This is a genomic window from Calothrix sp. PCC 7507 (genome assembly GCF_000316575.1).
GTDB lineage: Bacteria > Cyanobacteriota > Cyanobacteriia > Cyanobacteriales > Nostocaceae > Fortiea.
In genome coordinates this window covers 803,941-816,578 of the sequence record NC_019682.1, presented here as the reverse complement: position 1 = coordinate 816,578, position 12,638 = coordinate 803,941, and the positions used below count along the sequence as shown (strand labels likewise).

Genomic DNA, 12,638 nt, shown 5'->3' with positions numbered 1-12,638 from the left:
AGGGATTTAAGTTAATTGTGACGGCAAGGTTTTTGCTTATAGCTTTTACAGTAGTGAGTTTCAATCCCTAATAGGGATTTAAGTTAATTGTGACTCAGCGCGTAAGACTCGGCAAGCTAGTCGTCGTTGTTTCAATCCCTAATAGGGATTTAAGTTAATTGTGACGATAAGTTCGTTCCGAGGATTTACATGCCTGTAAACGCTACTGTTTCAATCCCTAATAGGGATTTAAGTTAATTGTGACCTTGCGGCTGCTTCACATTCTGCTTCTGTCTCGAATTCCTTTGTTTCAATCCCTAATAGGGATTTAAGTTAATTGTGACCTGCATACCCTGCTGCACCTGGGCTGCCACTCAAGCTGTTTCAATCCCTAATAGGGATTTAAGTTAATTGTGACCTGGAGTCAAATAGTCTATGTCTGCGATCGCGATTGTTTCAATCCCTAATAGGGATTTAAGTTAATTGTGACCTTTGACCAACTCACTTAGATCGGGATTCCTCCCAAATCTGTTTCAATCCCTAATAGGGATTTAAGTTAATTGTGACGCAATGTCACAAGCTAGTTTTGCAGTAATGTTACGTTTCAATCCCTAATAGGGATTTAAGTTAATTGTGACTCTGTTATTGAAAAGCTTGATGATGTTAGCAGCAAGTTTCAATCCCTAATAGGGATTTAAGTTAATTGTGACCTAATATATTCCGAGCAGCATTCCAGTCTCTATCCGTTTCAATCCCTAATAGGGATTTAAGTTAATTGTGACCTAAAAACAGGGTGGAAACTTCGTGGTGCTATGAAAGCGTTTCAATCCCTAATAGGGATTTAAGTTAATTGTGACTGGGGGGCGAATGAGCAGGGGTTCAAGCAAGTTTTTGTTTCAATCCCTAATAGGGATTTAAGTTAATTGTGACTCATGGCGTCCACAAGGCTTGATATATTTGGTTTTCAAGGTTCAATTGCGTCAATCTGGAGACAATATAGCTTTTCAGGTGTTGGGTTGTCAAGGTAGGGGAGAGCGTAATAAGCTCAAAGGCAGTGTTGATAAGAGTTACAGACTTGGCGTCAACCTCTTGAATGGTGAAATAGGGTTCAAAGCCAGTGATGATAAGGGTTTGAGGTGCAAAATTTTATCCCTGCTGAAAAACACCTACCGATTGACGCCAGTTTTTAGCAAAGGAGATACTCACAAGCATATTTTATGGAAATAATTAAAGCTCCCAAGTTTGTAAACTTTGGGAGCTAAGAATTTTGAGTTCACCGCGACGCCGTTTTACCTAAGTTTATGACCTGGTTAAACCAGGTGGGAGCCTAAATCTCTCGTTTAAAGTTTCCGGGTACATGCCCGGTTTACTGCCACGAAAACTGTCGATTCCCTTTTCTTTAAAGACATAGATCAAAAAACTTGATGGCAGTCACCAACGTCGTAGTGCAACTAATTCATTATAGCTTTCTCAAAGATGTTGTGTGTTTGATATGAGAATTTTCTGGGAAATTTAACTAGTGGTTTGTCAATTTTGTTTTGAGGGGTTTTTGGTAGTGCGGGCCGAAAAGCCCGCGTGAGCGAGACGCTCACACTACAGTCCCTCATTTCAACCCTGACAGACTACTAGGATACCAGATAGATTCTATCTTGTGGGCAATCGCGATCGCTTGATCGCGATGCTGATGCTCCAATAAAACGGTGACGTGTCCTAGCTTTCGTCCTGGACGTGATTCTGTTTTTCCATACCAGTGGAGGTGCGACTGGGGAATTTCTGCTATTGCTTGACGTTGGTTTTTGTAGTCACTTTGAGAATTTTCATACCCTAGGAGGTTGACCATTACAGCACTACCTGCATTTAAAGTGGTATTACCCAAAGGTAAACCACAAACTGCTCTCAGATGCTGCTCAAACTGGGAGGTTTCGCAGCCATCGAGGGAGAAATGGCCAGAATTGTGGGTACGGGGTGCAATTTCATTGACTAATACTTTGCCATCAGCGGTGAGAAATAGCTCGATGCCAAAGACACCCACAACTTGTAAGCTATTTAATAGAGTATGAGCGATCGCTTTGATTTCTGCTGCTTGATGGGGCGCAATCTCGGCTGGTGCAATTACTCGGCGACAAACTTGTTGTTCTTGTTGGGTTTCCACCACTGGGTAAGTAACTATCTCTCCATCGACAGCACGAGATGCAATTACTGCTAACTCCCTTGTAAATGGGACAAATTCTTCTATCAAAAAAAGAGGCTGACTAGCAGTTTTATCTTTGATGCTGGTATCTAGCTGCTGCTGTAAAGTTGCCCAATCTGGAATGATAAAAGTACCCTGACCATCATAACCGTGGCGGCGGGATTTGAGGACTACCGGAAAGCTTAGGGCTTTTATTTGGGATTGGACACTATTTAAATGCTCATCCACTGCGAAAAAATCAGGAACGGGTAATCCTAAATCTCTTAAATAACAACGCTGGTGATATTTATCTAAAAGCGGAGCCAGAGATTTTAAACTGGGACGGAAACAAACCCCTTGCTGGGCTAGCAGTGACAAAGCATCTAAGTTGACAAACTCGTTTTCAAAGGTGATGACATCACATTTTTTAGCTAAAATTTCTGTAGCGATCGCATCATCAACTGCAGCAAAAACGGTATCTTGGGCAATAGTTACGGCTGGATCGTTTCTACTAGGAGTCTGCACCACCAATTCTACACCTATCTTCTTGGCTGCATCTCCCATCATCCAAGCCAGTTGTCCACCACCAATTATCCCAACACGCTTTATTGACATCCTAGAGAATCTCGCGTTTGCACACCAGTTTTCGAGTTGACACCGCTAGCTTTGCCACACAATTCTTTGATTTGCGCCCTATCCAAAACTGCATCAGTAAAATCTGCACTATTGATATTCACGTCAGTAAATATTGCCCGTAGCAAAAGGGCTTCTTTGAGGACGGCATCACTCAAATCCGCTTTCGTTAAGTTTACCTGATCAACTAGTGCATCCGTTAAATCCGCTCCATGCAAATTCGTTTGTGTCATCACCGAAGCACTTAACACTGCTCCCCGCAAGTCAGCACCTGCAAAGTTAGCCTGTTCTAGATTTGCATTGGAAAACTCCGCCCCTTGCAAAGTTTCTCCAGAAAAATCATGTCTTTTCAACTCTGCATTGCTAAATGACAGCGGATGTGTCCAATCTGCCAGTGCAGGTAAAGCCATGCACCATACAATAATCATTCCTAGAAGTAAAGCCAACCCTTGCCGCCAAAACATACTCAGTAGCCAATTTGGTGTCTAAATCGCTGCAATTTAGCTTACCGCATTTCGGGGATTGGGCATTGGGCATTGGTTAATTTTTCGTTCCTCACGCGTAATACCTATTTTGTATGAAGATGCACATAATAATACCCCCCTGTAGTCCCCCCTTACCAAGGGGGGACGGCGATAGCCGGGTATCTCTCAAGAAATGTCAAAGAGGGATCAGAAGTAGTCCCCCCTTACCAAGCTACCGTGTACACACAAGTGATTGAATCACCCCAAAACCTTTAAAAGTAGGGGAGCCAGTCACGTGGGCGGGTTTCCCGACTTGAGGGAACTGGCGTTGTGTTATGCCGGAGGCTAACGCACCATCCGAGATTTGCGGTGCGTTAGGACTTTAGTCCATAACGCACCCTACCGAACGAAAACGAATGCAGGTGAGATTTTCCGACTTGTGTGTACACCGTAGCCTTACCAAGGGGGGACGGCGATAGCCGGGGGGTGAATTATATGCAGCTTCACAAAGAAACGGTATAAGTCCTAAGTCATTAATAACTTTGACTACTTTTAGTATTTTTTCAATTGTTCTTAATAAACGGTAATTTTGATCGTCATTCTGCTACATCTTTGTTAAGAAAAATTACAATCCTCTTGACACAGAGACATACCTCTTATGACAGTTTCACTAGAAAATAATGCACCACATAAAGTTGTAATCATTGGTGGTGGCTTTGGTGGACTTTATGCAGCAAAGGCTCTGAAGAAAGCGAATGTAGATGTTACTCTCATTGATAAACGTAACTTTCACCTATTTCAGCCGCTTTTATATCAAGTTGCGACAGGTACGCTATCACCTTCTGATATTTCTGCCCCATTGCGATCTGTATTTAGCAAAAGTAAGAATACAAAGGTGTTATTGGGAGAAGTAAATAATATTGATGTAAAAGCGCAACAAGTTATTTTGGGCGATGAATTAATATCATATGATACATTAATTATCGCTACAGGTGCGAACCATTACTATTTTGGGAAGGATCACTGGAAAGAGTTTGCTCCTGGCTTAAAAACTGTGGAAGATGCGATAGAAATGCGTCGCCGGATATTTGGCGCTTTTGAAGCAGCAGAAAAAGAAACTGATCCCGAAAAACGCCGTGCTTTTTTGACTTTTGTGATTGTAGGGGGTGGACCGACTGGTGTAGAGTTAGCAGGTGCGATCGCTGAGTTGGCATACAAAACTCTCAAAGAAGATTTCCGCAGCATCAACACCTCAGATGCAAAAATTTTACTATTACAAGGTGGCACTCGCGTCCTCCCACACATTGCCCCAGAGTTATCGCAAGCAGCAGAGGAATCTTTGCAAAAGTTAGGCGTTGTGATCCACACTAGCACTAGGGTGAAAAATATTGAAGATGATATCGTTACTTTCAAGCAAGATAATGAACTGATAAAAATTCTTACAAAAACCATATTGTGGGCAGCAGGTGTTCAGGGTTCGGCAATGGGAAAAATTCTTGCAGAAAGTACAAGTGTAGAGTGCGATCACACTGGACGCGTAATTGTAGAACCTAACTTAACTATCGAGGGTCATAACAACATTTTTGTAATTGGAGATTTAGCCAACTTTTCCCATCAAAATGGAAAAGTATTACCTGGTGTTGCACCTGTAGCTAAACAACAAGGAGAGTATGTCGGTAAACTAATTAAACGACGGCTTCAAGGTCTTACTTTACCAGATTTTCATTACAACGATGTGGGTAGTTTAGCGATGATTGGGCAAAATTTAGCTGTTGTAGATTTAGGCTTAATCAAACTCACAGGTTTCATTGCTTGGGTATTTTGGCTATTAGTTCACATCTACTTCTTAATCGAATTTGATACTAAATTACTAATAGTATTTCAGTGGGCGTGGAATTATATCACTCGTAATCGTCGCTCTAGATTGATTACAGGTAGAGCAGATTTTTTAGAAGCAAAAACTGTTAATTAACAATAGCAGTAGTCATTATTTGTGGTGAACTACAAATATCGAGAGATCAAAAACTCTACCCACTCTTGGGGTGGAGTTTTTGGGTATGAGGAAGAAGTTACCAATGACCAAAGGGGCAGGGAACAAGGGAGCTATTGCCCACAACGTATCTTTTTCGTAAAAATATTTATAAAGAGTGGCGCAGTGAACCAGCGCTGTAGGCGGGTTTCCCGCCGGGCGCGAGAAATAATGCGTCCAACGACCGACTCAGGAACCATCCTTATTCAGAGCAACTAAGTAGCTAGGCGTCAATATTTATCGTTGGGAAAAGGCAATAGGCAATAGGAGAACGGGTTTAGGCTTTGGTTACATTTATTCACACAATTAGGTTTAATTGTGCCCACTTACTTACATTTATGTATGGGTTTCTCTCCCTTCCCCCTGCCCCCTATTGTCTATTCTCTACCTATCACGCTGGCACTGCGCTTCGCACACCATGCCAATAGGTTTATATTTTTATATTTACAATTCTTGACTTTTAAAAAACATTTTTTAGGATATACAAATATCTATGTTTATTGATACTTGAGTCAACACTCACCATTCTATTTACAGTTCTTTACTATGTCTGCCTAAAGTAAAGTTTATTGACTTTTAAATCTACTAGCCTTTAGCGACTGCTAGGCTTGTAATCATGATGAGCAATGTTTGAGAGTAAATGAAGTGTGTCTCAAACGCTTAATAAATTTATTAGAAGTGGAGAATCAAGGTTAAGTATATATATAGCGATCGCACAGCGTCTCAAGCAGCAAATAAGTATTTATATTCATCAGCTACACAAACTCAGCAACCCCTAATCAGCAACCCCAATGATTAATCATTACTCTGTGGAATGGATTGAAATATGGTGCGAAGAAAATGGCTGGACAGAGTTATTTGTCGAGCGACGTAACAATTATTGGGCTTTCCCTCCAGGAGGAGTAATGCCCGAACCCATTCCGGTTCACGTTCTAGAATTGATTAAAGCCGAGAAGGGATTAACCTTTGAGGAAACATTGTGGACAATGTCAGCCTTGACTGGCACCGTTATTGCTATCCTTTCTACAATGTGGCTGCATTCTCCTATGCCATTAGTTTTAGCTTTCGCTTTGAATGCAATTACGGTAGCTCAGTTTGAACCTGATGATGCCTAGATTGTTGGTTCGGGCATTAATTTCTGCAAAATATCAAATGAAACTGCTTTTGACTACGCCTCAGTCAGAGCAGTTTTTAATTGAAGTATTGCCAACGCTACAATTTTTTGATTTCTGTAAATAGCCAACTATTTACAACCTAAACCCTTACCTTTTTATCCCAAATTGCTAAAGTAGATTCCCCAAAGGGTTCCTGTTACTCCTAAAGCAATTAAAACGTTGGTGAAAAACTGACCCAATTCCGTCTCTTGTCCCAGTACTTTGTCGTCTTTTCCCGCGCTGAAGAATAATGCCCAGGCTTGGTTGACGTTAATTGTCTCAAAATTGTTGAAGCCGGGACGAAACACAACTGGGCCGATTAAATCTTTGTTGGGGAAATCAAAATCAGTTTTCATAGCTTTCCTTTTTATTTGTTAATTAAGTGAAATTCTTGAGTAGTTAAATTAAGTTACAGGTTTGTTAGCCATCCAATCAAGCCGTTTCCTGTGATAACTTCTACGGCAATGAGTGAGACAAAGCCAATCATCGCTAAACGTCCGTTGAGTTTCTCTGCGTACTTGGTAAAGCCGACTCTTGGTGTCTTGTCTACATAAACCTTTGGTTCGATTGCAAAGTTGTTTAGTTGACCACGTTCGTTGATGCTGAAGCCTTTACCTGCCATGTTTGTTTTTCTTTATGTTTGCTTATGTAACTAAATATAACATTATGTAAATGTTTTTAACAACCGCTTGACAAAGCAAAAAAATACGGTTAACCGTATAGGAAACCGTATGTGCGAATTTGATGATATTGGCTCTTAAGTTCTTTCTAACCTCGACTTTATCCAAAATTAAGAACTTGGTTTTCTGATATCTTGCACCATTCTCAATAACCGTAGGGTGGGCATTGCCCACCGACACAAACATAGGAGTTTTAGGTAATGGTGGGCACTGCCCACCCTACAAAAACTGATTATCGATAAATTACAAAAACTAATCCTATTGCCGTACAAGGGTTTCGGCGTCAAGTTTTAGGGTTCGTAAAAATGGATAAAGTCGAGCTAACTTCCTTCTTCCCCATGCCCCTATTTATTAACATCCAATAACCGAGAATTTTCTAACCGATTCAGCCATTTTTTTAAATAGATGAAATTAGCCTTCTCTTCAGATGGTTCTTGGGTATCCAAGGGATGAGGCATTAATCCGAGAATTGTGGCTGTCGTCACACAGAACATCGATTTTTGGAAACTTATACAAATTTGCACCCGTAAATCATCTTCGCCTCTGGGACTACGACGATAAACTGCGTGCAAATATTCTGGGAGATAATGACGCATATCCTGCATCAATAAGGTAGGAGGGATGCCGGCACCACCTATAGGTAAAGGATCGGCGTACAATGCGCCATACTGGAATCGAGCTTGATCAGGAGGAATTTCATAGGCTTGAGCATTGTATGTTACCGTACCAGCGAAAGGCGTTCCCCTAAAGAAGACTGCTTCTACATAAGGTATGGCTGTATCTGCTAAGAAAGTCAATCCAAGATTTTTGGGAATGATTTCATAGACTTGATTCTGAATTTTCACTTTGTAGGTAATTGGCTTTGATGCTGCTTCTACCAACCCCACTTTAATATGCTCTACAACTTGGGGAATAGTAGTGATTTTGCCTAGGTCATAAAGGTCTGATAGGTTAAGGAAAATATCAGCCATGACTCGCCAAAATTGACCTAATCCACTGTAATAAGTGGAGACACGTAAGTTTTCACTGAGAAACTCTGGAAATAATTGATTCATTCCCTTCATCAAGGGATTGTTTTTAAATTTGGCTGCAATTACTTCTTGGGCTATTTTTTGAAATTCTTGCGTATCTAAATATGTATCTAGCCCTCCGCCACCATGCCACATCATGGATTTCATGCAATACTCGGCATACTCAAAGTTAATTCTGTCATGCCACCAGTGGCGGAATAATTTATGCCAAGAAATCTCTCCATTAAAATATTTAAAAAAGGGAAAAAATACTAAAAACTGCTGTTCAGCAATGTAAATGAGGTTATTTGAGTAAGCATCTAGAACTACACCATAACTTTTAAGAATTCCCACTACTTCCAGGACATTTTCTGGACTGTCGGGAAGTAATGCTCCTCCGGTTTGGAGGCGTTTTATATATTCGGATAGGATGCTACTATAAGGGTTATTTTTAGTATTTGGCATTGCTATTTCTCCAAAAAGTATAGGGAATGGGGACAGGGACATTAATTATTCTCCCACTCTTCCCTGCCACCATTCCCTATTGCCCGTCTTTCTCCAAAGACACTGTTGCTACTACGTTTTGTGTATTTACCATCGCCGTGATTGTGGGTTCTGTCCAGCGGGCTAACCAAGCGGGTTGGATACCAAAAATTACAATTAGCACAGCTAAAATTAGCGAAGGTATGCGATCGCTCCAATATAAGCGTGGTAGGTTGATGACTTGTGGAGACAAGCGCCCAAAGAAGGCATTATTAACGAGAATTAAGAAGTAAACTGCAGTTAATCCGGTACCAACCATACATAGTAAGGTCTGAACGGGAAAAACTGGGAAACTCCCCCGAAAAATGATGAATTCGGAAATAAACCCAACCATTCCGGGAATACCTGCACTAGCCATGACACCCAAAACCATCAAAGTGGCGATTACCGGCATACCCCGTTCTGGATTCATCAGTCCCCGGATGACATCTAAATTGCGGCTACCAGCTTTTTTATAAATCACCCCCACCAGCAGAAATAGGAGTGCGGAAATTAAGCCGTGACTAACCATTTGCATCACAGTACCCAACACACTTAATGGTGTCGCAGCGGCGGCGGCTAACAGGATGAAACCCATGTGGCCGATGGAACTGTACGCCACCATTTTTTTCATATCTTTTTGGGCGATCGCACAAGATGCACCATACAATACACTGACTACTGCCCAACTCGCTAACCAAGGAGCCAAATAAGTCCAAGCTTCTGGTAACAAGTTCATGCCAAACCGCAGTAAGCCATAGGTTCCCAACTTCAACAATACCCCAGCCAACAGCACCGAAATTGGTGTGGAGGCTTCAACGTGAGCATCGGGTAACCAAGTATGGAAGGGAACTAAAGGAATTTTAATTCCAAAACCGACCAAGATTCCCCCTAGCAGTAAAAGTTGAGTCGCCAAAGGTAGAGATTTAGCATTCAACGTTGCTAGGGCAAAGTTAGAACCACCACTCAACCACACCAGTCCGAGGAAACTTGCTAAAATCAGGATTCCCGAAACAGCGGTGTAAATGAGGAATTTTGTCGCCGCGTAACCCCGCTTTTCACCACCCCAAATAGCAATTAACAGATATAGGGGAATCAGCTCCAACTCATAAAACAGGAAAAATAATAGTAAATCCTGTGCTAAAAAGGCTCCAGTCACCCCAGCAGTCAGCAGCAGTATCAAAGAGTAATAAAATCTGGGGCGTTGCAGAGATTCATCACTACTATAGATGGCGATACAAGTCAACAGACCCTGCAAAACTAGCAAAGGTAAAGATAACCCATCTATTCCCAGGTTATAGTTCAAGCCTAAGGCATCTACCCACGGTAGAGACTCAGCGAACTGTTGACCAACTTCCGCTGGATTAAATTGAATTGCTAGGACAATCGTCCAAAAAAAAATAATACTGGCAAATCCCAAAGCTACCCACCGGGAACGCTTCCCTGTGATTTCAGCAGGCCAGAAACCAATTAAAGCCGCACCAATTAACGGCACTAAAATTAACACACTAAGCATAAGCAGTTAGGGGATTGGGGATTGGGGATTGGGGACTGGGGATTGGGTACTGGGGACTGGGGACTGGGGATTGGGGATTGGGGAACAAATGACAAATGACAAATGCCAAATGCCAAATGACAAATGCCAAATAACTTAAAAAGGCAACTTATCTAGTAAACCTAATGACCAGCTAATAAAAAATCCCAGTGCGCTGACGACGACTAAAATCGTCAACATGTACCCTTGGGATTGACCAGAAATGCTGTATTTTAAACTTTGTCCACTAAAAATTGCGGCGAACCCGACCAAGTTGACTAGGCCATCAATTAAATAGCGATCGCTCCATGCTGAAATCCTAGAAAGTAGGGCTACTGCACTGACCACAGTCACCCGATAAACTCGGTCTATGTAAAAATCATAACCCAACAAGTCCTGCATAAATCTCCATGCCAGGATTCTCGATCGCGACCATGCTTTATCCAAATACATTGTCGAACCGACACCCAACCCGATTAGGGTAGAAGAAAGCAATGTTAATAATACATACCAATCAATTCCTTCCCAATCAGGCAGCAAGTACCATTGCTGTAACATCAGAGGTAATAGCAGTGCCACTATGGTGAGGGACACCATTGGGAATGCCATCTGCCAACCTACTTCTGGGGCGCGGCGAGTTTTTTGTTGCGGTGTATCCCAAAAAATATATCTGAACACCCGCGTTAAATTTAATGTGGTTAAGCCATTGACTAAGACTAATACTCCAATCACCCAAGGGTTAATTCTCACAAAACCGTCAGCCCATGCCAACATTGCCCAAAAGCTACCTAGGGGTAATAGAGTTACCATCCCTGCTGAACCGACAACAAAGGCGGTAGTGGTTGCCGGCATTTTTGACCACAGTCCACCCATTTCAGTTAAATTCTGGGTGTGGGTAGTATGGATGATTGAACCTGAACTCATAAATAATAGAGCTTTAGCGATCGCATGAGTTAATAGCAACATCAAGGCTACACCTCCTTGCTCTAACCCCATTGCCAAGAATACCAAACCCATGTATGCACTTGTGGAATGGGATAGCGATCGCTTAATATCAATTTGCGCTAAGGACACCAATGTTGCACCAATTGCCGTCACTGTCCCCATAATGACTAACGCATTCAAAGCGACTGGCGACAGTACCAATAAAGGCTGGAGTTTATACAGCAGATAAGCACCACCAGCTACCACCAACGAGTTCCTCATAATTGATGCGGGGTTTGGCCCTTCCATAGCTTCATCTAGCCATAGATGCAGGGGAAACTGGGCACATTTACCCGCCGGTCCCGCAATCAATGCTAAACCTAACAATGTTGATGTGACTGGGTCAAGGTTGGCTGTTTGTGCCCACTCATATAAATCAGAAAAATTCAAACTACCGGCTAAAGTGGAAAGTGTGACTACAGCCATGAGGAGTAATAAATCTCCCACACGCTTAGTCCAAAATGCATCCCGCGCCGCCGTTACTACTAAAGGTTGTGCATACCAAAATCCCACTAACAAGTAGGTAGAAAGTGTCAAAACCTCCAACAAGGCATAGCTGAGAAACAAGGAATCACTGATTGCTAAACCACTCAAAGCCGCTTCAAAAAAACCAATCAACGCAAAAAAACGCGCCAATCCCCAGTCTTTTTCCAAATAGCCCAGGGCATAAATTTGTGCCAGCAAACTTAATCCTGTAATTAAAACTGTCGCCCCAACACTGACTGGCGAAATTTCCAAAGCAATGGATAAATCTAAATTGGCAGCTTTAAACCAATGAATCAACAGGCTTTCTGGTTCTTTATCCCAAATATCTTTAAACACCAACAGGCTATGGGCAAAAGCCAAAAGAGTCGTCAACAAGTTTAAGTATGCCGCAGGTCTAGGCCCTGTCTGCCGAATAATTCCCATTGCCCACGGCAAGGTTAGAATCGCGCCGACTAAACCGTAAAAAGGCACCAACCAACTTGTTATATAGAGAAAATGATTCATTGAAAATTCCTTTGACGACTCAGAATGAAATGCTTGATTTTAAAATCAGCTGATGTAAAATATGATTTCTATATTTAGCTTGACATTACACAGTTAAAAGAACTGTATTTCACGAAATAAAAATATTTAATTGCTCCATTACACTTTACTTATAACATTGGAATTCTTACCTCTACATCGTCAATTTATATCGATTATTATAAAAACTTATATACCTTTTAGCTTGTAAATGTACAGGTAGCCAAAATCACGAAAAGATAGTTATGGCAAAACATTCAGACTCAGATTAGGCCTCCCGATCTGGAATTATAGGGTTTATTAACCACGGATTAACAAATGTAATTAAAAAATTATAAAGCTGATTTGGCTGCTCTAGCAATCCGTGAATTTTCATTAACTAGATGGCAATATTAATTTTTATTAAGTTTTCTTAAACAGTTTTATCATAAACTATTATGGTAAGTTATATTGCCAGGGACGCCAAGCTTT

Annotated in this window: 10 protein-coding genes, 1 other RNA gene and 1 CRISPR repeat array (1 of these 12 running past the window's edge); of the genes, 3 read left to right on the top strand and 8 right to left on the bottom strand. The window is 41.5% G+C overall.

All coding sequences use genetic code 11. The features are described 5' to 3' along the window. A CRISPR array of direct repeats spans positions 1-909; the repeat unit is 37 nt; unit sequence GTTTCAATCCCTAATAGGGATTTAAGTTAATTGTGAC (it extends 528 nt beyond the left edge of the window). Positions 910-1,248: 339 nt separating this feature from the next. From ssrS to CAL7507_RS03670, 3 genes are all read right to left on the bottom strand, one after another. Further along, a non-coding RNA gene (ssrS, locus tag CAL7507_RS30460) (6S RNA) lies at positions 1,249-1,431 on the bottom strand. A 151-nt stretch (positions 1,432-1,582) separates the two neighbouring features. Beyond that, on the bottom strand, positions 1,583-2,758 hold the full coding sequence (locus CAL7507_RS03675; protein ID WP_042341777.1) for a 5-(carboxyamino)imidazole ribonucleotide synthase: 1,176 nt from the start codon (positions 2,756-2,758) through the stop codon (positions 1,583-1,585). Continuing rightward, the gene (locus tag CAL7507_RS03670; protein WP_015127077.1) at positions 2,755-3,246 is read right to left on the bottom strand and encodes a pentapeptide repeat-containing protein; all 492 of its coding nucleotides are present in this window, start codon (positions 3,244-3,246) and stop codon (positions 2,755-2,757) included. Before CAL7507_RS03670 ends, CAL7507_RS03675 begins: the two co-directional genes overlap by 4 nt. A 658-nt stretch (positions 3,247-3,904) precedes the next feature. Here CAL7507_RS03670 and CAL7507_RS03665 point away from each other — a divergent pair. The 3 genes from CAL7507_RS03665 to CAL7507_RS03660 all read left to right on the top strand — a co-directional run bounded on the left by CAL7507_RS03665 (position 3,905) and on the right by CAL7507_RS03660 (position 6,390). Continuing rightward, on the top strand, positions 3,905-5,218 hold the full coding sequence (locus tag CAL7507_RS03665) for an NAD(P)/FAD-dependent oxidoreductase (RefSeq protein ID WP_015127076.1): 1,314 nt from the start codon (positions 3,905-3,907) through the stop codon (positions 5,216-5,218). A gap of 704 nt (positions 5,219-5,922) precedes the next feature. Further along, complete coding sequence (locus CAL7507_RS33345) at positions 5,923-6,054, top strand: hypothetical protein (RefSeq protein ID WP_255348330.1); 132 nt, start codon at positions 5,923-5,925, stop codon at positions 6,052-6,054. A 12-nt stretch (positions 6,055-6,066) separates the two neighbouring features. Next, on the top strand, positions 6,067-6,390 hold the full coding sequence (locus CAL7507_RS03660) for a hypothetical protein (protein ID WP_015127075.1): 324 nt from the start codon (positions 6,067-6,069) through the stop codon (positions 6,388-6,390). 155 nt (positions 6,391-6,545) lie between these two features. Here the strand turns inward: CAL7507_RS03660 and CAL7507_RS03655 are convergent, their stop codons facing one another. The 5 genes from CAL7507_RS03655 to CAL7507_RS03630 all read right to left on the bottom strand — a co-directional run bounded on the left by CAL7507_RS03655 (position 6,546) and on the right by CAL7507_RS03630 (position 12,149). After that, entirely contained in the window at positions 6,546-6,785 is a 240-nt protein-coding gene (locus tag CAL7507_RS03655) for a hypothetical protein (protein WP_015127074.1), read from the bottom strand. A gap of 53 nt (positions 6,786-6,838) precedes the next feature. Further along, on the bottom strand, positions 6,839-7,051 hold the full coding sequence (locus CAL7507_RS03650; RefSeq protein ID WP_015127073.1) for a chlorophyll a/b-binding protein: 213 nt from the start codon (positions 7,049-7,051) through the stop codon (positions 6,839-6,841). 402 nt (positions 7,052-7,453) lie between these two features. Next, positions 7,454-8,584 carry a CO2 hydration protein gene (locus CAL7507_RS03640; protein WP_015127072.1) on the bottom strand — a complete coding sequence of 377 codons (1,131 nt, stop codon included), beginning with the start codon at positions 8,582-8,584 and terminating at the stop codon, positions 7,454-7,456. Between the two features lie 76 nt (positions 8,585-8,660). Continuing rightward, the gene (locus CAL7507_RS03635) at positions 8,661-10,157 is read right to left on the bottom strand and encodes an NADH-quinone oxidoreductase subunit M (RefSeq protein WP_015127071.1); all 1,497 of its coding nucleotides are present in this window, start codon (positions 10,155-10,157) and stop codon (positions 8,661-8,663) included. 135 nt (positions 10,158-10,292) lie between these two features. Next, positions 10,293-12,149 (bottom strand): NAD(P)H-quinone oxidoreductase subunit F, encoded by a 1,857-nt coding sequence (locus CAL7507_RS03630; protein ID WP_015127070.1) that lies wholly within the window; start codon positions 12,147-12,149, stop codon positions 10,293-10,295. Positions 12,150-12,638 lie beyond the last annotated feature (489 nt).

Excerpts from the sequence above, each read along its gene's own strand:
- CAL7507_RS03670 (WP_015127077.1), bottom strand. The coding sequence starts at position 3,246 with ATGTTTTGGCGGCAAGGGTTGGCTTTACTTCTAGGAATGATTATTGTA.
- CAL7507_RS03665 (WP_015127076.1), top strand. The coding sequence starts at position 3,905 with ATGACAGTTTCACTAGAAAATAATGCACCACATAAAGTTGTAATCATT.
- CAL7507_RS03660 (WP_015127075.1), top strand. The coding sequence starts at position 6,067 with ATGATTAATCATTACTCTGTGGAATGGATTGAAATATGGTGCGAAGAA.
- CAL7507_RS03655 (WP_015127074.1), bottom strand. The coding sequence starts at position 6,785 with ATGAAAACTGATTTTGATTTCCCCAACAAAGATTTAATCGGCCCAGTT.
- CAL7507_RS03650 (WP_015127073.1), bottom strand. The coding sequence starts at position 7,051 with ATGGCAGGTAAAGGCTTCAGCATCAACGAACGTGGTCAACTAAACAAC.
- CAL7507_RS03640 (WP_015127072.1), bottom strand. The coding sequence starts at position 8,584 with ATGCCAAATACTAAAAATAACCCTTATAGTAGCATCCTATCCGAATAT.
- CAL7507_RS03635 (WP_015127071.1), bottom strand. The coding sequence starts at position 10,157 with ATGCTTAGTGTGTTAATTTTAGTGCCGTTAATTGGTGCGGCTTTAATT.
- CAL7507_RS03630 (WP_015127070.1), bottom strand. The coding sequence starts at position 12,149 with ATGAATCATTTTCTCTATATAACAAGTTGGTTGGTGCCTTTTTACGGT.